Genomic DNA, 18,974 nt, shown 5'->3' on the forward strand with positions numbered 1-18,974 from the left:
GCCGGACGTGTGCATCGCGTCCGGCGTCCGCCCGTTCCGGGGTGGGTTCAGGCCGCCACCGGGCCGCCGGCCGGGCCCGCCGCCGCGGCCGAGGACGACGAGGGTCCGCTCGCCGAGTCGGAGGTGTCGGGCGAGGTCGGCTCGGGTTCGGTGGCCGTGTCCGTCGGTTCCGGGGTCTCGGTCTCCGTGGGGGTCGGGCTGGGGCTCTCCGACTTCGTCGGGCTGGAGGACTTGGTGGGGCTCGACGACTTGGTGGGCCGGTCCGAGGACGGTTCGTCGCTGGTGGGCCGGTCCGAGGACGGCTTGTCGCTCGGCCCCGGCGATCCGGTGGACGGCGAGCCGCTGCCGCTCGGCGTGATCTCGCTGCCCGACGGGCCGGGCGTCGCATCGCCGCCGCCGGAGGAGGCGGAACCGGGGGTCGAGCCGTCCGCCGGGTCGCCGGCCGGGTCCTCCTCCGTGCCGCCGTCCTGCTCGCCGGAGGACTGCTCGCTCGTGACGCCCCGGTTCCCCGGTACGTCGTCGCTGCCGGACGTCATGCCCAGCACCACGACGGTGCCGAGCACACCGGCCAGGAGCACGCCCGCGGCCGTCGCGACCAGGTTGCGCCGGGCGAGGCCCAGCACCGAGGGCCGGCCACTCCGCGCGGCGGGCGCGGCCGCGGGGGCGCTCTGGCGCGCTATCACCGTGGTGGGGCCCTCGTCCGGCCGGGACGGCGACATGGGCTGCGTCGTTGCCGCCATCGGGCGGGCGGGCGTCGCCTGTTCCACCGGTTCCGCGAACGGCACGTCCTCGCCCACCTGCGCGAGGGCGCCGGGCAGCGGTCCGCCGGAACGGTCGGCGACCAGGGCGAGCGCCCGCCGTCCGGCCACCGCGCCCGACTTGTCGGCGAGCGCCCCGCGCATGCCGATCGAGGTCTCCAGTTCGGCGCGGGCCCGGTCCGGGTTGCCGGAGAGCAGCGCGAGGACGCCCAGTTCGTGGTGGAAGTACGCCTCCTCGGCGACCTCCCCGGCGATCCTGGCCGCCTCCTGGCCGATCCTCAGCGCCCGTTCCCAGGCTCCCCAGTGCAGTCCCGCCGCGAAGGCCGGGGCGGCGCTGCGGGCCAGCAGCACGGCCGCGCTGGTCTGTCCCGCGCCGTCGCCGGGCACCAGCTGTGCCATCGCCGCGACGACGGCGTCGGCCTCGGCCGCCGCCCGCTCGGGGGTGACGGAGGGGTGGCCGGCCCACCAGGCGTAGTGCTGGGCCGCGGTCCGGGCCCGGTCGGTGGCGTCCTCGCCGTATCCGGCGGCCTCCAGCTGGGCGACGACCCCGGCGGCCAGCCGGTAGCGGGGGCCGGCCGGGGAGAGCAGTCCGCAGCCGGCCAGCTCGCCGAGCGCGGCGTCCGCGTGGGTGTCGCCGACGAGGGCCGGCAGATGGGCCTGGTGCGGCACCTCGCCGCCGAGCGCCACGGCGAAGCGCAGGGTGTCGCGGGCCGGTCCGCTCAGCCGTGAGGCGAGCAGCGCGGCGGGGGCCGCGCCGTCGCCGAGGCTGGGCAGCGGTGCGCGGCCCCCGTCGACGGCCCCGTCGTGCCCGAAGGGCGGGACCGCGGGCCGGTCCCCGGGTCCGTACGCCTCGGGGGCGGCGCCCAGCAGGTCGCGCTGGCGCAGCAGGGCGCCCGCCTGGACGAAGCGCAGCGGCAGTCCCTCGGACTCGAACCAGAGGTCGCCCGCCCAGTTCCGCTCCTCCTCGGTGAGGGGGCGTTCGACGACCTGCTCCAGCAGCTCGGTCGAGGCGTCGCGGCCGAGGCCGGCGAGGAGGACCTCTTCGAGGTACGGGTCCGCGCCGGACACGACGACGTCCGGCGCCGTCGCGAGCAGGAAGGCGCACTCGGGGGTGGCGTCGAGCAGCTCCTCCAGCGCGGCCCCGCCGAACTCCAGGTCGTCGAGCAGGACGACGGCGCCGATGCGCCGGACCTCTTCGAGCAGGGCGGTGCGGTCGGGGCGGTACAGCGGCGCCTCGTTCACGGCCTCGAAGAGCCCGTACAGCAGGTCGGTGGCGGTCCTCCGGTAGCCGGAGAGCCGCACCACTCCGTCCGGCGCGAGGTCCGCGCAGTCCGCGGCGACGGCGTCCAGCAGGGTCGTGCGGCCCGATCCGGCCGGTCCGGTGAGCCGCACCGAGCGGCCCCTGGACAGCAGGCGCACCAGTCGTTCGCGTTCCTCGGCGCGCTCCAGGAGCGGGAGCTGCGGGGCGGGCGGGCCCGGCGGCACCGGCGGGGCGAGGGCGCGCTCGTGGTCGGCGCGCCCGGCCGCGGTGCGCCGGACCGGGGCGGTGGGCTGCTCCCCCGGCGGGCACAGTTCGACCTCGCTGCCGTCGACCGGGTTGACGGTGAGGAGGTAGTCGCCCGATATGAGGCGGACGAAGCGGGCCTGTTGCGGCGTTTGCCGACCGAAATCCGGGGCCCCGGGGGTGCCCTTGGCCGAGCGGGGCCGGGGGCCCTGGGAACGGCCGTGGTCCGGTCCGTCACCGGGTCCGTCGGTGTCCCGGCCGAACTCTTCCGGCTCCCGGTGTGTCGGGTCCATCGTCAAAGCCCCCAGACGCGTAGCGCACGATTGCCCCTCCGGCCTCGCACGCCCCGCTGTCGCTTCCGGTCCGGTTTCCGCCGGGTGGGTTCGTCAATCGGCGGACGGCCGAACCCTAGACCGTCGGCCGGGGTCCCCGCACAGTCGGGGGGTGGTGCCGCCCGAAGCGCGCGCTCTCATGCGGATTGCACGCTTTCGTTCGCAACGGTTCCGGGCCGGGTGCGGCACCGGGGCCGTACGGCCGCGCGCGGGGCTGCGGCCGACCGCGAAGGACCGCCGCGACGGCGCCGGGGCGGCGTGCACCGGGTGCGCGGCGACGGGCGGGGCCGTACGGCGCGGGACCACCGCGCACGGCGGCGTGCACGACGCCCGAAGCGGGCCCGTGCGGGTGCTACACGCGCGGCAGCGAGTCCGCAGCGATTCCGCCCTCGATGGCCAGAATGCGATGCAGGCGGGTTGCCACCAGCAGGCGCTGCATCTGCGGCGGCACGCCGCGGAGCACCAGTCGGCGGCCGGCGCGTCCGGCGCGGCGGTGTGCGCCCATGATGACGCCGAGCCCGGTGGCGTCCCAGGAATCCAGCTCGGTCAGGTCGAGCACCAGGTCGCCGACTCCGTCGTCGAGGGCCGAGTGCAGGGCCGTACGGGCGTCCGCCGCGCTTCGGACGTCGAGGCGGCCCCCGACGACCAGCTCGGCGTGGTCGCCCCTGATGTGCATATGCGCTCCCCGGAATGCTCCGTAGCAAGGTTCGTCTGTCTGTTCCGTCTCTCCCACAACTGACTGCGGCGGAGACGGAGAGGTTGCCGTCTGTAAGCGAACCGATACCGAATTCACTCTGTGGAGTGACCAGGGCCCGGCCAGGATCCGCGTGGATCCGCGGTCTCCGGAAGGCGCCCCCCGGGCCCCCGGGCCCGATCGACGGCGGATCGGGCGCCCGGAGGACCGAAAACGATCAGTACGTGTAGAAGCCCTGCCCGCTCTTGCGGCCGATGTCACCTGCGTCCACCATCCGGCGCATCAGCTCCGGTGCGGCGAACTTCTCGTCCTGGGACTCGGTGTAGATGTTGCTCGTGGCGTGCAGCAGGATGTCGACGCCGGTCAGGTCCGCCGTGGCGAGCGGGCCCATGGCGTGGCCGAAGCCCAGCTTGCAGGCGATGTCGATGTCCTCGGCCGAGGCGACGCCCGACTCGTACAGCTTGGCGGCCTCGACGACGAGCGCCGAGATCAGCCGGGTGGTGACGAAGCCCGCGACGTCGCGGTTGACCACGATGCAGGTCTTGCCGACGGACTCGGCGAACTCCCGCGCGGTGGCGAGGGTTTCGTCGCTGGTCTTGTAGCCGCGGACGAGCTCGCAGAGCTGCATCATCGGGACCGGTGAGAAGAAGTGCACGCCGACGACGCGCTCGGGGCGCTCCGTCACGGCCGCGATCTTGGTGATCGGAATGGCGGAGGTGTTGGAGGCGAGCACGGTGTCCTCGCGGACGATCTTGTCGAGCGTCCGGAAGATCTCGTGCTTGACCTCCAGCTTCTCGAAGACGGCCTCGACGACGACGTCCGCGTCGGCGATCGCGTCGAGGTCGGTGGTGGTGGTGATGCGGGCCAGCGCGGCCTCGGCGTCGTCCGCCGCCAGCTTGCCCTTGGAGACGAACTTGTCGTACGAGGCCTTGATGCCGTCGCGTCCACGGGTCAGGGCCTCGTCGGTGACGTCGCGCAGCACCACGTCCCAGCCCGCCTGGGCGGAGACCTGCGCGATGCCGGACCCCATGAGTCCGGCTCCGATGACGGCGAGCTTCCTGGCCACGTCTGCACCCCTTGGTTTCTGTCCGCCTCTGCAGCTGGTCCCTGCACGGCCGGTATCGACGGTTGTTCACATGCTCTCCGGCGGACATTAGTACCCGTGAGGGGTGCTGGGGCGCCGAAGAGATGCGCGTCACGTCTCAAATGACGGACATCACACCGGGACCCGTCATCCGACGGCGCGCCGGGCGTAGTTGAGGACCTTTTCGCCGAGGAGCCCCTCGATCTCGTCGAGCAGGACGAGCGCGTCGCGGGAGACCTCGACCGCCTTGCGGCCGGCCAGCATCTCCCGGCTGATCCGGCCGACCAGGGCCCCCTCGATCCAGGCGAGCTGACCGCCGACCAGCTCCGGCAGCGGATCGTCCGCCGCCGCGCCGGTCTCCTCGCGCAGGGTGGCGACGACGGCGTCCAGCACCTCGCCCTGGAGCCGGGCGAGACGGGCCTGGAGGGTGGGCGCCTCCTCGATGACCCGCATGAAGTCGGCGAAGCCGTCCATCAGTCCGAGCTCCGGCGAGACCGCGACGGCCAGCGCCCGCAGCTCCCGCAGGACCGCCTCGGCCGCCGACTCCCCCCTGTCGCGGGCGCGGACGAACCGGGCCACCCGCTGGGTGACGCCCTTCATCCGGTCGAGGAAGAGGTCCTCCTTGGCGGGGAAGTAGTTGTACACCGTGTTCACGGAGACGTCCGCCAGCTCGGCGATCTCCGCGACGGTCACCGTCACGAAGCCGCGCTCCAGGAACAGCCCGGTCGCGAGGTCCGAGATGTGCTGCCTGGCCTGGCGCTTCTTGCGCTCCCTGAGTCCCTCGGTCATCCCCCCATCGTAGGTGTCGGGCGTGAGCCGATGAAAAATTGGTGTCATTGCATTTTTTGGGTGTCTCTGTTTTTGTGGTCACTATGCCAATCATCAGCGCGACCGGGCTCGCCCGGTCCTTCGACAGCAGGAGCGGGCCGGTGCACGCCGTGCGGTCCGTCGACCTGACGGTCGCGGCCGGCGAGATCGTCGGCCTCCTCGGCCCCAACGGGGCGGGCAAGACCACCACCCTGCGGATGCTGACCACACTGCTCGCCCCCACCGGCGGCACGGCCGTCGTCGCCGGGCACGACCTGGCCGACGACCCGGCCGGGGTACGCGCGAAGTGCGGATACGTCGCCCAGTCCGGCGGCGTCGACCCGCACCTGACCGTCCGGGAGGAGCTGGTCACCCAGGGGCGGCTGTACCGGCTGGGCAAGCGGGAGGCGACCGCGCGGGCCGCGGAACTGGCCCACGGCCTCGGCCTCGACGGGCTGCTCGACCGCAGGGCCGTCACGCTCTCCGGCGGTCAACGGCGGCGCCTGGACATCGCGATGGCCCTCACCCACCGCCCGCCCGTCCTCTTCCTCGACGAGCCCACCACCGGACTCGACCCGGCCGGCCGCGCCGACCTGTGGGGGCTGGTGCGCGGGCTGCGCGACGGCTCCGGCACGACGGTCGTCCTCACCACCCACTACCTGGACGAGGCGGACGCGCTCGCCGACCGGCTGGTCGTGATCGACCGGGGAACGGTGGCGGCCGAGGGCACGCCGGCCGCGCTGCGGACCGAGTACACCGGCTCCGCCACCGCCTCCCTCCAGGACACCTTCCTCGCGATCACCGGCCGCGCCCCCGCACCCGCCGACGCCGCACCCCTCTCCGTCTAACGTCTAGGACCGCCGATGCTCCTCCTGCACGACACCGCGCTCGTCTTCGGGCGGTACGCCCGGCAGACCCTGCGCTCCCGTTTCCAGATGCTCTTCGGCGTCCTGATGCCGCTGCTGTACCTGTTCTTCTTCGGCCCGCTCCTGAGCGGTCTGCCGCTCGGCTCGACCGGTGACTCCTGGCAGGTCCTGGTCCCCGGACTGCTGCTCCAGCTCGCCCTGTTCGGCGCCTCGTTCTCCGGGTTCTCGATCATCGTCGAGAAGTCCTCGGGGGTGGTGGAACGGATGCGGGTGACCCCGGTCAGCAGACTGGCGCTGCTGCTGGGCCGGGTCCTGCGGGACGCCGTGCTCTTCGTGTTCCAGGCGGTGCTGCTGGTACTGGCCGCCCTGGCCATGGGGTTGCGCGCACCGCTGCCCGGGGTCCTGATCGGCTTCGCGTTCGTCGGGCTGCTGACGGTCGCGCTGGCCTCGCTGTCCTACGCGCTGGCCATGAAGGTCGCGACGCCGCAGGAGTTCGGCCCCGTCATCAACGCGGTCACCATGCCGGTGATGCTGCTCTCCGGCCTGATGCTGCCGATGACCCTGGGGCCGGGCTGGCTGGACGTCGTCTCGCGCCTCACCCCGCTGCGTCACCTCGTGGACGCGGTGCGGGACGCGTACGTGGGCGCGTACGCCACCGCGGACATGCTGCACGGGGCACTGGTGGCGGTCGTCCTCGCCGCCGGGGCCGTGGCGGTGGGCGCCCGGGCCTTCCGGCGGGCCGGGGCCTGAGCCGTGCCGTGCCCCGGCCGGGCCCGCCGGGGCATGGCACTAGCCTGACGGCATGGTCAACCTGACACGTATCTACACGCGCACCGGCGACCGGGGCACCACGGCCCTCGGCGACATGAGCCGGACCGCCAAGACGGACCTGCGGATCTCCGCGTACGCCGACGCCAACGAGGCCAATGCCGTCATCGGCACCGCGATCGCGCTCGGACAGCTCCCCGAGGACGTCGTGAAGGTCCTCGTCCGCGTGCAGAACGACCTCTTCGACGTGGGCGCGGACCTGTCGACACCGGTCGTCGAGAACCCGGAGTACCCGCCGCTGCGGGTCGAGCAGAGCTACGTCGACAAGCTGGAGGCGGACTGCGACCACTTCCTGGAGCAGCTGGACAAGCTGCGCAGCTTCATCCTGCCGGGCGGTACGCCGGGGGCGGCCCTGCTGCACCAGGCGTGCACGGTGGTCCGGCGCGCGGAGCGGTCCACCTGGGCGGCGCTGGAGGTGCACGGCGACACGATGAACACGCTGACGGCCACGTACCTCAACCGGCTCTCCGACCTGCTGTTCATCCTCGCGCGGACGGCGAACAAGGAGCTCGGGGACGTGCTGTGGGTGCCGGGCGGCGAGCGGTAGTCCACCGGCACCCGCCCGTCCCCGCTCACGGCGGATGCCCCGGTGCCCCGGCAGTCGGCCGCCGGGGCACCGGGGCTCGGGGAGCCGGGGCGGGTGTCAGCTCAACGTCTTCGACCCCGGCTTCGGCTCCGTCCCCGTCCCCGCTCCCGGGTCCGCCTTCGGGAACAGCGTGTAGCTCCCCGCGATGACCACGTTGATCCCGATCACGAACAGCATCTTCTGCTGCCACCCCTGCAGCGTCGACGCGTCCCCGTCCCCGCCGACGTACCAGATCGCCAGCTGGAGCAGGACCAGCGCCGTCACCGCCGCGACGATCCACCGGGCGGCGACCCGCCACTCGTGCGCCGCGCGCGCCATGCCGTACTTCGGCGGCTTCACCGGCGGCGGGCCGCCCGCGAAGCGGTGGGCCACCCGGGCGTCGACCCAGCGGATCGTCGAGTGGCCGAGGCCGACCGTGAAGCCGATGTAGACCGCGGCCAGCCCGTGCTTCCAGTCGGGCGGCGTGCCGTTCTTCAGGTCGATCGCCGTCACCACCAGCAGCACCACCTCCAGCAGCGGCTCGCACAGCAGCACGGCTGCGCCCAGTCGCGGCTTCTTCGCCAGGTACCGCAGCGCGAGTCCCGCGGCCAGCAGCACCCAGAAGGCGACTTCGCAGAGCACGATCAGTACGGCGATCACGGCGTTTCTCCCTTCGGTCCACTTCAGCCTCCCAGCCGTCCGGGGCGCACTCGTCGTCGGCGATGATGAACCCGGCCTGCATACTTCGATGTACTGGCGCCTCGGCCCCGGCGGGGAGGCCCGGGCGCGGGAGGCCGTGTTGGATGGGAGGGTGTCCTCCTCCTTCCGCCCGCACCGCCACGACGTGCTCCTGGCCGTCGTCGGCCTGTCCGGCGGCATACTCCTGTGGCTGCTAGGGCTGCACCTGCAGGGCAACCGCCTCTTCACCGCCCCGTGGGTCTGCCTGGTGCCGCTCGTCGTCGTCTCCGGGCTCGAACTCCTCCGCCGGACCGCCCCGCAGGTGGGGCTGGTCGTCGGCACGCTCGCGATGGTCGCTGACCAGTTCACGGTCGGGAACCTGGCGACGGTCCTGCTCTTCACCGACCTGGTGTACGCGGCCGTGCTGTACGGGAAGCCGTCCGCCGCCCGCCGCATCCCGGTGACCACGTTCCTGATCATGGTCGCGGTCACGATCGGCTTCCTGGCCTGGTTCCGCAATCCGCAGGCCCTGCTCATCGGTGTCGTCACCGGCATGATCTCGTTCGGCCCCGCCCTCACCGGGGCGAGCGTCCGCAACCACCGGGACGCCGCCGAGACGGCCCGGCTGCACGCCGAACAGACCGCGCTGCTCGCCGAGATGGACCGGGTGCAGGCGGTGACCGCCGAACGCACCCGGATGGCCCGCGAGTTGCACGACGTGGTGGCCAACCACCTGTCGGCGATCGCCGTCCACTCCACCGCCGCCCTCTCCATCGACAAGCCGGCCACCTCGCGCGACGCGCTGGGCGTGATCCGGGAGAACAGCGTCGCCGGACTCGCCGAGATGCGCCGGCTGATCAAGCTGCTGCGCACCGGCGGCTCCTCGGAACCGGCCGCCTCGCCCACCCTCGCCTCCCTGGACGCACTGGTGGAACAGGCCCGTACGAACGCCGCGTCGAGCGGTCTGACCTGCACGTTCGAGGACACCCGGGAGGAACGGGAGCCACTGCCCGCACCGGTCGAGCTGGCCGCGTACCGGATCGTCCAGGAGTCCTTGACCAACGCGCTCAAGCACGCCGCGCCCGGCCCGGTCGGGGTGCGGCTCGACCGGGCCGGTCCGGTGCTCACGGTCGAGATCAGCAGTGTGATCGGGGAGCGCCCGGGGCCCCGCGCGCCCGGGTCGGGGGCCGGTCTGGTGGGGATGCGGGAACGGGTGGCGCTGCTGGGCGGCACCATCGAGGCGGGCCCCTCGGTCGCCGGGGACGGGGCGAGAATATGGCGGGTACGGGCCGAACTGCCCGTGACGGAAGGGACATCGAGAACATGACGATCCGGGTGTTGGTCGCCGAGGACCAGTCGGCCGTCCGTGCCGGGCTGGTGCTCATCCTGCGCAGTGCGCCCGACATCGAGGTCGTCGGCGAGGCCGGGGACGGCGAGGAGGCGGTGCGCCTGGCCCGCGAACTGCGCCCGGACCTGGTGCTGATGGACATTCAGATGCCGCGGCTGGACGGGGTGTCGGCGACCGGACAGGTGGTGTCCGAGCAGCTCGCGGACGTCCTGGTGCTGACCACGTTCGACCTGGACGAGTACGTCTTCGGGGCGCTGCGCGCGGGGGCCGCGGGCTTCCTGCTGAAGGACACCGACGCGCACGACTTGATCGAGGCGGTGCGCACGGTGGCGCGCGGCGAGGGGCTGATCGCCCCGGCCGTGACGCGGCGGCTGATCGCGGAGTTCGCCGGAACCGCTCCCGTACGACCGGCGAGGACGCCCGACCCCTCGGTGCTGGACGCGCTCACCCGGCGGGAACGGGAGGTTCTCGGCTGTCTCGGCGAGGGCCTGTCGAACGCCGAGATCGCGGTACGGCTCTCCATGGCGGAGGCGACGGTGAAGACGCACGTCAGCAGGCTGCTGGGCAAGCTGGAGCTGCGCAGTCGGGTCCAGGCGGCGGTACTGGCGCAGGAGTTGGGCGCGTTGTGAGCGAACGATCGCGACGCGATCTTTGGTCTGGACCTCTTGACGATTGGTCCAGACCTTCCTAATCTCACCGGACACACTGCGGTGAGTACGCCATGACAAGGCGCGCTCAGGGCGGCGCAGGGTTTGCAGTCCACGGACCACCCCCGTTTGTCCGGACCTCACCCGAGGAGCACCGTTGAGCACTGAAACCCCCCTACGCCGTACCCGACTCAGACTCGGGCACGGAAGAGCCACCAGATCCAGAGCGGTCGCGGGCCTCACCGCCCTGCTCCTTCCGCTCGCCGCGATGGTCGGCCTGGCCTCCCCCGCCGAGGCCGCCACTTCGGCAACCGCCTCCTTCACCAAGAAGTCCGACTGGGGCAGCGGCTTCGAGGGCCAGTGGACGGTGAAGAACACCGGCACCACCGCCCTGTCCTCCTGGACCATCGAGTGGGACTTCCCCTCCGGCACCGCGGTCGGCTCCGCCTGGGACGCCACCGTCACCAGCTCCGGAACCCACTGGACCGCCAAGAACCTCGGCTGGAACGGCACGGTCGCCCCCGGCGCCTCCGTCAGCTTCGGCTTCAACGGCACCGGCCCCGGCGCCCCGACCGGCTGCAAGCTGAACGGCGCCTCCTGCGACGGCGGCAGCGTCCCCGGCGACAACGCCCCCTCCGCGCCGGGCACCCCCACCGCGAGCGCCGTCACCGACACCTCGGTCAAGCTGAGCTGGTCCGCCGCGACCGACGACAACGGCATCAAGAACTACGACGTCCTGCGGGACGGCGCGGTCGTCTCGACGGTCACCGGCACGACGTACTCGGACTCCGGCCTCAAGGCCGGCACCGATTACTCGTACACCGTGCAGGCCCGTGACACCGCCGGCCAGACCGGCCCGGTCAGCGGCGCGGTCAAGGTGCACACCACCGGTGGCGGCGGCACCCCGGGCACGGGCGACAAGGTCAACCTCGGCTACTTCGCCAACTGGGGCGTCTACGGGCGCAATTACCACGTCAAGAACCTGGACACCTCGGGTTCCGCCGCGAAGATCACGCACATCAACTACGCCTTCGGCAACGTCCAGGGCGGCAAGTGCACGATCGGCGACTCGTACGCCGACTACGACAAGGCGTACACCGCCGACCAGTCGGTCGACGGCGTGGCCGACACCTGGGACCAGCCGCTGCGCGGCAACTTCAACCAGCTGCGCAAGCTGAAGGCGAAGTACCCGCACATCAAGATCCTGTGGTCGTTCGGCGGCTGGACCTGGTCCGGCGGCTTCGGTGACGCCGCGAAGAACCCGGCCGCGTTCGCCGAGTCCTGCTACGGCCTGGTCGAGGACCCGCGCTGGGCCGATGTCTTCGACGGCATCGACATCGACTGGGAGTACCCCAACGCCTGCGGTCTGACCTGTGACACCAGCGGACCGGACGCGCTGAAGGGCCTCACCTCCGCCCTGCGCGCCAAGTTCGGCAAGGACTACCTGGTGACCGCCGCCATCACCGCCGACGGCTCCGAGGGCGGCAAGATCGACGCCGCCGACTACGCCGGTGCCGCCCAGTCCCTGGACTGGTACAACGTGATGACGTACGACTTCTTCGGCGCCTGGGAGGCCAAGGGTCCGACGGCCCCGCACTCCCCGCTGACCTCGTACGACGGCATCCCGCAGGACGGCTTCAACTCCGCCGCCGCCATCGCCAAGCTGAAGGCCAAGGGCGTGCCCGCCTCCAAGCTGCTGCTCGGCATCGGCTTCTACGGCCGCGGCTGGACCGGCGTGACCCAGTCCGCCCCGGGCGGCACCGCCACCGGCCCGGCCTCCGCCACCTACGAGCCCGGCATCGAGGACTACAAGGTCCTCAAGAACAGCTGCCCCGCCACCGGCACGGTCGCCGGCACCGCCTACGCCCACTGCGGCACCAACTGGTGGAGCTACGACACCCCGGCCACCATCACGTCCAAGATGACCTGGGCGAAGAACCAGGGCCTGGGAGGCGCGTTCTTCTGGGAGTTCAGCGGTGACACCGCCAACGGTGAACTCGTGGGTGCCATCCACAACGGCCTGAAGTAGTCCGTACGGCACCGCGCAACACCCCGCGAAGCAGCCGGGGAGACAGGTCCGCCCCCTGTCTCCCCGGCTTTCGCATGCCCGCGTTCCCCGCCCCCTCCCGTCTCCCCCGCACGTCCGCGCTCCCCCGCGGGCTTCCTCTGCCGGCCGGCCCCCGGTGTACCGGCCGGCCCCCGGGTCCAGGGCCCACCGCCCGTTCCCCGCCGCCCGCTCGCCCGGGGGACGGCACGAGGCCCCGGGTGCGATCCCTCGCACCCGGGGCCTCGTGGGCAATCCGTCGTTCGTCGTCCGGGGCCGGACAACCCGTCGTACGGGCTCTCAGGCCACGTTGACCCGCTGGCCGGGCGGGGCCGCCTCCAGCCAGGCGAGGAAACCGGTCAGCGCGTCCTCGCTCATGGCCAGCTCCAGGCGGGTCTCCCGGTGGAGGCAGCCGAGCACCACGGCGTCGGACAGGAGCGCCAGCTCCTCCTCGCCCTCGGGCATCCGGCGCGCGACCACCTCGATCGCGGAACGCTCCAGGCCGCGGCGCGGACGGGGCGAGTACGAGAAGACCCGGAACCAGTCGATCCGGTCCTCGCTGTACCGGGCGACCCCGTACACCCAGCCCTTGCCCGAGAGGTCGGGCTCCTCCGGCACGTTCCACCGCAGACTGCAGTCGAAGGTCCCGCCGGAGCGCTGAATCAGCCTCCGGCGCAGACCGAAGACGAAGAGTCCGATCAGAATCAGTGCGACGACCAGGGCGCCCACCCACAGCGCGAGGAACATCTCCACCGACCTCCTCGCGTCGTCGAGTAACGGATACCACCGGGAATACAACCGCACCTGCATCGCCTCAGCCGCGACACGGTCTGGAGGGTTCTCCAGCTCGGGCCGCGGCTGAGGGTAAAGCTACGTGGTCGCGGAGCGCTAGCGCACCGCCACCGCACGCAGTCGCACTTCGGCGCGCCGCTCGGAAGCGGCGTCCGTGTCCGACTTCGCACGCTCCAGCGCACGCTCGGCGCGCTGGACGTCGATCTCGTCCGCCAGCTCCGCGATCTCGGCGAGCAGCGAGAGCTTGTCGTCCGCGAACGAGATGAAACCGCCGTGCACAGCGGCGACCACGGTCCGGCCGTCGCTCGTACGGATCGTCACCGGGCCCGATTCCAGCACACCCAGAAGCGGCTGGTGACCGGGCATGACGCCGATGTCGCCGGACGTGGTGCGCGCGACGACCAGGGTGGCCTCGCCGGACCAGACACTGCGGTCCGCGGCGACCAGCTCGACGTGCAGCTCAGCAGCCAAGGGTGGCTCCTCGGGTCACCACCCGGCCGTTCGAGCCGGGTGTTGGGTCAATTCTACGGGGCGTGATGAGGGGGACGGGACACGCCCGCCCCCCTCGGTGAGCCATGGGCTCAGGAGACGCCGAGCTCCTTGGCGTTGGCCTTGAGGTCCTCGATGCCACCGCACATGAAGAACGCCTGCTCGGGGAAGTGGTCGTACTCGCCGTCGCAGATCGCGTTGAACGCGGCGATCGACTCGTCGAGCGGGACGTCCGAACCGTCCACGCCGGTGAACTGCTTGGCGACGTGGGTGTTCTGCGACAGGAAGCGCTCGACGCGACGGGCACGGTGGACGACGAGCTTGTCCTCCTCGCCCAGCTCGTCGATACCGAGGATCGCGATGATGTCCTGGAGGTCCTTGTACTTCTGGAGGATCCCCTTGACGCGCATGGCGGCCGAGTAGTGGTCCTCCGCGATGTAGCGCGGGTCCAGGATCCGGGACGTGGAGTCCAGCGGGTCCACGGCCGGGTAGATGCCCTTCTCGGAGATCGGACGGGAGAGAACCGTCGTCGCGTCGAGGTGGGCGAAGGTGGTGGCCGGGGCCGGGTCGGTCAGGTCGTCCGCGGGGACGTAGATCGCCTGCATCGAGGTGATCGAGTGACCACGGGTCGAGGTGATGCGCTCCTGCAGCAGACCCATCTCGTCGGCCAGGTTCGGCTGGTAACCCACCGCGGACGGCATGCGGCCGAGCAGGGTGGACACCTCGGAGCCGGCCTGGGTGTACCGGAAGATGTTGTCGATGAAGAAGAGCACGTCCTGCTTCTGCACATCGCGGAAGTACTCCGCCATGGTCAGACCGGCCAGCGCGACGCGAAGACGCGTGCCCGGCGGCTCGTCCATCTGACCGAAGACCAGGGCGGTCTTGTCGATGACGCCCGAGTCGGCCATTTCCTCGATGAGGTCGTTGCCCTCACGGGTGCGCTCGCCGACACCGGCGAACACCGACACACCGTCGTGGTTGTTGGCCACGCGGTAGATCATTTCCTGGATCAGAACGGTCTTGCCGACACCGGCACCACCGAACAGACCGATCTTTCCACCCTTGACGTACGGGGTGAGGAGGTCGATGACCTTGACGCCGGTCTCGAACATCTCGGTCTTGGACTCGAGCTGGTCGAAGTTGGGCGCCTTGCGGTGGATCGCCCAGCGCTCGGTGACCTCGGCCTCGGCCTCGGGCTTGTTCAGGATCTCACCGAGGGTGTTGAACACCTTGCCCTTGGTGATGTCGCCGACCGGGACCGTGATGCCGGTGCCCGTGTCGGTCACCGGGGCCTGGCGGACCAGACCGTCGGTGGGCTGCATCGAGATCGCGCGGACCAGGCCGTCGCCGAGGTGCTGGGCGACTTCCAGGGTCAGCGTCTTGAGCTTGCCGTCCTCGGCCGGGTCGGCCACCTGGACGTTCAGCGCGTTGTAGATGTCCGGCATCGCGTCGACGGGGAACTCCACGTCGACGACCGGGCCGATGACCCGGGCGACGCGGCCCGTGGCAACGGCCGTCTCAACTGTCGTCGTCATTACTTGTCACTCCCCGCGGTCGCGTCGGCCAGCGCACTGGCACCACCGACGATCTCGCTGATTTCCTGGGTGATTTCGGCCTGGCGGGCCGCGTTGGCAAGCCTGGAGAGCGTCTTGATGAGCTCACCGGCGTTGTCGGTGGCGGACTTCATCGCGCGGCGGCGGGCGGCGTGCTCGGAAGCAGCGGCCTGCAGCAGCGCGTTGTAGATCCGGCTCTCGACGTATCGCGGAAGCAGGGCGTCGAGGACGTCCTCCGCCGACGGCTCGAAGTCGAACAGCGGCAGGATCTCGCCCTTGCCGCCCTCCTCCTTCGTGGCATCGAGGCTGAGCGGCAGCATCCGGTTGTCCACCGGGTTCTGCGTCATCATCGACACGAACTCCGTGTAGACGATGTGCAGCTCGTCCACGCCGCCCTCGGCGGTCTCCTGGGTGACCGCCTCGATCAGCGGGGCCGCGGCCCGCTTGGCGTCCTCGTACGACGGGCTGTCGGTGAAGCCCGTCCACGAGTCCTCGATCTTCCGCTCGCGGAAGCCGTAGTAGGCGACGCCCTTGCGGCCGATCACGTAGGTGACGACCTCCTTGCCCTCGCCCCGGAGCCGCTCGGTCAGTCGCTCCGCGGCCTTGATGGCGTTGGAGGAGTAACCGCCGGCCAGGCCGCGGTCGCTCGTGACGAGCAGGATCGCGGCCCGTGCCGGGGTCTCGGCCTCGGTGGTCAGCGGGTGCTTGGTGGTGGAACCGGTCGCCACCGCGGTCACCGCACGGGTGAGCTCGCTGGCGTACGGCGTCGATGCCGCCACCTGGCGCTGCGCCTTGACGATGCGCGAGGCGGCGATCATCTCCATCGCCTTGGTGATCTTCTTCGTGGCGGTGACGGAGCGGATGCGGCGCTTGTAAACGCGAAGCTGAGCGCCCATCGATCAGCCCTCGCCCAGGAGCTTGCCGTCCGAGGTCTCGAACTGCTGCTTGAAGGCGGCGACCGCGTCGGCGACCGACTGCAGCGTGTCGTCGGACATCTTGGCGCCCTCGCGGATGCTGGTGAGGAGGTCCTTGCGCTCGCGGCGCAGGTACTCCAGCAGCTCGCTCTCGAAGCGACGGATGTCCTCGACCGGGACGTCGTCCATCTTGCCGGTGGTGCCGGCCCAGATGGAGACGACCTGCTCCTCGACCGGGTACGGAGAGTACTGCGGCTGCTTCAGCAGCTCGACCATGCGCTTGCCGCGCTCCAGCGAGGCCTTCGAGGCCGCGTCCAGGTCGGAACCGAAGGCGGCGAACGCCTCCAGCTCGCGGTACTGGGCGAGGTCCACGCGCAGACGGCCGGAGACCTGGCGCATCGCCTTGTGCTGGGCGGAACCACCGACGCGGGAGACCGAGATACCGACGTTCAGGGCCGGACGCTGACCGGCGTTGAACAGGTCGGACTCCAGGAAGCACTGGCCGTCGGTGATGGAGATGACGTTGGTCGGGATGAACGCCGACACGTCGTTCGCCTTGGTCTCGACGATCGGGAGGCCCGTCATCGAACCGGCGCCCATCTCGTCGGAGAGCTTCGCGCAGCGCTCCAGCAGACGCGAGTGGAGGTAGAAGACGTCGCCCGGGTAGGCCTCACGGCCCGGCGGACGGCGCAGCAGCAGCGACACGGCGCGGTAGGCGTCGGCCTGCTTCGAGAGGTCGTCGAAGATGATCAGGACGTGCTTGCCCTGGTACATCCAGTGCTGGCCGATGGCCGAACCGGTGTACGGCGCCAGGTACTTGAAGCCGGCCGGGTCGGACGCCGGGGCGGCGACGATGGTCGTGTACTCGAGCGCGCCGGCCTCTTCGAGGGCACCGCGCACGGAGGCGATGGTGGAGCCCTTCTGACCGATGGCGACGTAGATGCAGCGCACCTGCTTGTTCACGTCGCCCGAGCGCCAGTTGTCGCGCTGGTTGATGATCGTGTCGACGGCCAGGGCGGTCTTGCCCGTCTGGCGGTCGCCGATGATCAGCTGACGCTGGCCGCGGCCGATCGGCACCATGGCGTCGACGGCCTTGTAGCCGGTCTGCATCGGCTCGTGCACCGACTTGCGGACCATGACGCCAGGGGCCTGCAGCTCGAGGGCGCGGCGGCTGTCGGTCGCGATCTCGCCGAGACCGTCGATCGGGTTGCCGAGCGGGTCGACGACGCGGCCGAGGTAACCCTCGCCGACGCCGACGGAGAGCACCTCACCGGTGCGCTGCACCGGCTGGCCCTCTTCGATGCCGCTGAACTCGCCGAGGACGATCGCACCGATCTCGCGCTCCTCGAGGTTGAGGGCGAGACCGAGGGTGCCGTCCTCGAACTTCAGCAGCTCGTTCGCCATGGCCGAGGGAAGACCCTCGACCTTCGCGATGCCGTCGCCGGCAACGCTGACCGTACCGACCTCCTCGCGCGAGGCCGCGTCCGGCTTGTACGCCTGGACAAAGTTCTCCAGCGCGTCCCGGATCTCCTCCGGCCGGATCGTGAGCTCCGCCATCTGGGTTCCCTGCTCTCCTTGTTGGGCCCGAAGTTTCTTAAGGGGGTCTGGGGGCCGACCCCCAGGAATCTTCTGCAATTTCTGCACGGCCCAACCGGGCCGCTGGTCTTGCTCTGTCTTTGGTTGCCGAGTCGGTCAGCCGGCCATGCGACGGGTCGCCTCTTCGAGGCGCTCCGCGATGGTGCCGTCGATGACCTCGTCGCCGACCCGCACCGCGATCCCGCCGAGGACCGCGGGGTCCACGTCGAGGTTCAGGTGCATCGGGCGGCCGTAGATCTTCGTCAGCGCGGCGCCGAGGCGCTGCTTCTGCCGATCGCTCAGCGGCACTGCCGAGGTGACCACCGCGACCATGCGTTCCCGGCGCTCCGCGGCGAGCTTGGAGAGGGACTCGAGTCCCGCTTCCAGGCTACGTCCACGCGGCTGGGTGACAAGGCGGACGATGACGCGCTCGGTGGCGGGCCGCGCCTTGCCGCCGAGCAGGCTGCGCAGCAGCTGCCCCTTGGCGGCGGTGGACGCGGAACGGTCGGTGAGCGCGGCGCGCAGCTCCTTGTCGGAGGCCACGATCCGGCCGAACCGGAACAGCTCGTCCTCGACGTCGTCGAGGTCATCGCTGCGCTGGGCGGCGATGAGGTCGGCGATGTTCGCCAGCTCCTCGACCGAGTCGACCAGGTCGCGCGACTGCGACCAGCGGGAGCGGACCATGCCGGAGACCAGGTCGACGGTCTCGCCGCCCACCTGACCGCCCAGCAGTCGTCCCGCCAGCTCCGCCTTGGCCTCGCCGGCCTGCGACGGGTCGGTCAGGACCCGCCGCAGCGACACCTCGCGCTGGAGCAGCGCCGTGACGGCGGCCAGCTCCTCGGCGAGCTTCGCCGCGTCGACCGACGTGCTGTCGGTCAGCGCGTCGAGACGCTCACGTGCGGCAGCCAGTGCCTCGCGGCTCGAGCCGTTCATCGGACGGCCTCGGCCTTCGCTTCGAGCTCGTCGAGGAAGCGGTCCACGGTGCCGCTCTGCCGGGCGTGGTCCTCGAGGGACTCACCGACGAGCTTGCCGGCCAGGTCGGTGGCGAGCTTGCCCACGTCCTGACGCAGCGCGGCGGCCGCGGCCTTGCGGTCGGCCTCGATCTGGGCGTGACCGGCAGCGATGATCTCCTCGCGCTGCCGCTGGCCTTCCGCCCGCATCTCCTGCAGGATCACGGCGCCCTGCTCCTGTGCCTCCTGGCGCAGGCGCGCGGCCTCGTGACGGGCCTCGGCGAGCTGAGCCTTGTACTGCTCGAGCACGCTCTGGGCCTCGGTCTGGGCCGCATCGGCCTTCTCGATACCGCCTTCGATGGCCTCGCGGCGCTCTTCCAGAACCTTGTTGATGTTCGGGAGGAGCTTCTTGGCGAGGAAGCCGAAGACGATGACAAAGGCGATGAGGCCGATGACGAGCTCGGGGATCGGCGGAACGAGCGGGTTCTCCGCTCCCTCCGACGCGAGCTGCTGAACCAGGGGGTTCACATCAGTGCCTTCCGTCGA

At 71.3% G+C, this 18,974-nt stretch carries 18 protein-coding genes; 6 read left to right on the forward strand and 12 right to left on the reverse strand.

Going from position 1 to position 18,974, the window contains the following annotated elements; all coding sequences use genetic code 11:
• Positions 1–47 precede the first annotated feature (47 nt).
• From ABZZ04_RS04805 to ABZZ04_RS04820, 4 genes are all read right to left on the reverse strand, one after another.
• Positions 48–2,555, reverse strand: a complete 2,508-nt coding sequence (locus ABZZ04_RS04805) for an ATP-binding protein (protein ID WP_356930758.1) — start codon at positions 2,553–2,555, stop codon at positions 48–50.
• Between the two features lie 391 nt (positions 2,556–2,946).
• Positions 2,947–3,270, reverse strand: a complete 324-nt coding sequence (locus ABZZ04_RS04810) for an STAS domain-containing protein (protein ID WP_072486732.1) — start codon at positions 3,268–3,270, stop codon at positions 2,947–2,949.
• A gap of 235 nt (positions 3,271–3,505) precedes the next feature.
• Positions 3,506–4,354 (reverse strand): 3-hydroxyacyl-CoA dehydrogenase family protein, encoded by an 849-nt coding sequence (locus tag ABZZ04_RS04815; RefSeq protein WP_356930759.1) that lies wholly within the window; start codon positions 4,352–4,354, stop codon positions 3,506–3,508.
• Positions 4,355–4,519: 165 nt separating this feature from the next.
• A complete protein-coding gene (locus ABZZ04_RS04820; protein ID WP_356930760.1) occupies positions 4,520–5,161 on the reverse strand; it encodes a TetR/AcrR family transcriptional regulator in 642 nt (213 codons plus the stop codon).
• A gap of 83 nt (positions 5,162–5,244) precedes the next feature.
• Between ABZZ04_RS04820 and ABZZ04_RS04825 the strand changes: the two genes are divergently transcribed.
• Genes ABZZ04_RS04825 through ABZZ04_RS04835 form a run of 3 tightly spaced genes read left to right on the forward strand, consistent with a single transcriptional unit; the run spans position 5,245 to position 7,420 of the window.
• The gene (locus ABZZ04_RS04825; RefSeq protein ID WP_356930761.1) at positions 5,245–6,027 is read left to right on the forward strand and encodes an ABC transporter ATP-binding protein; all 783 of its coding nucleotides are present in this window, start codon (positions 5,245–5,247) and stop codon (positions 6,025–6,027) included.
• A 15-nt stretch (positions 6,028–6,042) separates the two neighbouring features.
• Positions 6,043–6,795 carry an ABC transporter permease gene (locus tag ABZZ04_RS04830; protein ID WP_356930762.1) on the forward strand — a complete coding sequence of 251 codons (753 nt, stop codon included), beginning with the start codon at positions 6,043–6,045 and terminating at the stop codon, positions 6,793–6,795.
• Between the two features lie 52 nt (positions 6,796–6,847).
• A complete protein-coding gene (locus ABZZ04_RS04835; RefSeq protein WP_356930763.1) occupies positions 6,848–7,420 on the forward strand; it encodes a cob(I)yrinic acid a,c-diamide adenosyltransferase in 573 nt (190 codons plus the stop codon).
• A 96-nt stretch (positions 7,421–7,516) separates the two neighbouring features.
• Here the strand turns inward: ABZZ04_RS04835 and ABZZ04_RS04840 are convergent, their stop codons facing one another.
• Positions 7,517–8,098: a hypothetical protein gene (locus tag ABZZ04_RS04840; RefSeq protein ID WP_356930764.1), complete on the reverse strand. Its 582-nt coding sequence runs from the start codon at positions 8,096–8,098 to the stop codon at positions 7,517–7,519.
• Between the two features lie 151 nt (positions 8,099–8,249).
• On the opposite strand from ABZZ04_RS04840, the gene ABZZ04_RS04845 reads away from it, so the two are divergent.
• The 3 genes from ABZZ04_RS04845 (at position 8,250) to ABZZ04_RS04855 (ending at position 12,140) form a co-directional block, all read left to right on the forward strand.
• Positions 8,250–9,443: a histidine kinase gene (locus ABZZ04_RS04845; RefSeq protein WP_356930765.1), complete on the forward strand. Its 1,194-nt coding sequence runs from the start codon at positions 8,250–8,252 to the stop codon at positions 9,441–9,443.
• Positions 9,440–10,093 carry a response regulator transcription factor gene (locus ABZZ04_RS04850; RefSeq protein ID WP_356930766.1) on the forward strand — a complete coding sequence of 218 codons (654 nt, stop codon included), beginning with the start codon at positions 9,440–9,442 and terminating at the stop codon, positions 10,091–10,093. The genes ABZZ04_RS04845 and ABZZ04_RS04850 overlap by 4 nt, the downstream gene beginning before the upstream one ends.
• A gap of 175 nt (positions 10,094–10,268) precedes the next feature.
• The gene (locus tag ABZZ04_RS04855) at positions 10,269–12,140 is read left to right on the forward strand and encodes a glycoside hydrolase family 18 chitinase (RefSeq protein ID WP_356930767.1); all 1,872 of its coding nucleotides are present in this window, start codon (positions 10,269–10,271) and stop codon (positions 12,138–12,140) included.
• Between the two features lie 315 nt (positions 12,141–12,455).
• Here the strand turns inward: ABZZ04_RS04855 and ABZZ04_RS04860 are convergent, their stop codons facing one another.
• The 7 genes from ABZZ04_RS04860 to ABZZ04_RS04890 all read right to left on the reverse strand — a co-directional run bounded on the left by ABZZ04_RS04860 (position 12,456) and on the right by ABZZ04_RS04890 (position 18,956).
• Positions 12,456–12,902, reverse strand: a complete 447-nt coding sequence (locus ABZZ04_RS04860) for a DUF2550 domain-containing protein (RefSeq protein WP_148840410.1) — start codon at positions 12,900–12,902, stop codon at positions 12,456–12,458.
• Positions 12,903–13,043: 141 nt separating this feature from the next.
• Positions 13,044–13,418: a F0F1 ATP synthase subunit epsilon gene (locus ABZZ04_RS04865; RefSeq protein WP_148839239.1), complete on the reverse strand. Its 375-nt coding sequence runs from the start codon at positions 13,416–13,418 to the stop codon at positions 13,044–13,046.
• A 110-nt stretch (positions 13,419–13,528) separates the two neighbouring features.
• Positions 13,529–14,971 carry a F0F1 ATP synthase subunit beta gene (atpD, locus tag ABZZ04_RS04870; protein WP_148839238.1) on the reverse strand — a complete coding sequence of 481 codons (1,443 nt, stop codon included), beginning with the start codon at positions 14,969–14,971 and terminating at the stop codon, positions 13,529–13,531.
• Entirely contained in the window at positions 14,971–15,885 is a 915-nt protein-coding gene (locus ABZZ04_RS04875; RefSeq protein ID WP_148839237.1) for a F0F1 ATP synthase subunit gamma, read from the reverse strand. The genes atpD and ABZZ04_RS04875 overlap by 1 nt, the downstream gene beginning before the upstream one ends.
• A 3-nt stretch (positions 15,886–15,888) precedes the next feature.
• Positions 15,889–17,460: a F0F1 ATP synthase subunit alpha gene (gene atpA, locus ABZZ04_RS04880; protein ID WP_356930768.1), complete on the reverse strand. Its 1,572-nt coding sequence runs from the start codon at positions 17,458–17,460 to the stop codon at positions 15,889–15,891.
• Between the two features lie 135 nt (positions 17,461–17,595).
• Complete coding sequence (locus ABZZ04_RS04885) at positions 17,596–18,411, reverse strand: F0F1 ATP synthase subunit delta (protein WP_356930769.1); 816 nt, start codon at positions 18,409–18,411, stop codon at positions 17,596–17,598.
• Entirely contained in the window at positions 18,408–18,956 is a 549-nt protein-coding gene (locus ABZZ04_RS04890) for a F0F1 ATP synthase subunit B (RefSeq protein WP_283854040.1), read from the reverse strand. The genes ABZZ04_RS04885 and ABZZ04_RS04890 overlap by 4 nt, the downstream gene beginning before the upstream one ends.
• Positions 18,957–18,974: the final 18 nt, after the last annotated feature.

Origin of the sequence: Streptomyces sp. NPDC006435, from assembly GCF_040612315.1 — a bacterium.
GTDB lineage: Bacteria > Actinomycetota > Actinomycetes > Streptomycetales > Streptomycetaceae > Streptomyces.

Coding starts and splice junctions, on each gene's coding strand:
- ABZZ04_RS04805 (WP_356930758.1), bottom strand. CDS start 2,555: ATGGACCCGACACACCGGGAGCCGGAAGAGTTCGGCCGGGACACCGAC.
- ABZZ04_RS04810 (WP_072486732.1), bottom strand. CDS start 3,270: ATGCACATCAGGGGCGACCACGCCGAGCTGGTCGTCGGGGGCCGCCTC.
- ABZZ04_RS04820 (WP_356930760.1), bottom strand. CDS start 5,161: ATGACCGAGGGACTCAGGGAGCGCAAGAAGCGCCAGGCCAGGCAGCAC.
- ABZZ04_RS04825 (WP_356930761.1), top strand. CDS start 5,245: ATGCCAATCATCAGCGCGACCGGGCTCGCCCGGTCCTTCGACAGCAGG.
- ABZZ04_RS04830 (WP_356930762.1), top strand. CDS start 6,043: ATGCTCCTCCTGCACGACACCGCGCTCGTCTTCGGGCGGTACGCCCGG.
- ABZZ04_RS04835 (WP_356930763.1), top strand. CDS start 6,848: ATGGTCAACCTGACACGTATCTACACGCGCACCGGCGACCGGGGCACC.
- ABZZ04_RS04850 (WP_356930766.1), top strand. CDS start 9,440: ATGACGATCCGGGTGTTGGTCGCCGAGGACCAGTCGGCCGTCCGTGCC.
- ABZZ04_RS04860 (WP_148840410.1), bottom strand. CDS start 12,902: ATGTTCCTCGCGCTGTGGGTGGGCGCCCTGGTCGTCGCACTGATTCTG.
- atpD (WP_148839238.1), bottom strand. CDS start 14,971: ATGACGACGACAGTTGAGACGGCCGTTGCCACGGGCCGCGTCGCCCGG.
- ABZZ04_RS04875 (WP_148839237.1), bottom strand. CDS start 15,885: ATGGGCGCTCAGCTTCGCGTTTACAAGCGCCGCATCCGCTCCGTCACC.
- atpA (WP_356930768.1), bottom strand. CDS start 17,460: ATGGCGGAGCTCACGATCCGGCCGGAGGAGATCCGGGACGCGCTGGAG.
- ABZZ04_RS04885 (WP_356930769.1), bottom strand. CDS start 18,411: ATGAACGGCTCGAGCCGCGAGGCACTGGCTGCCGCACGTGAGCGTCTC.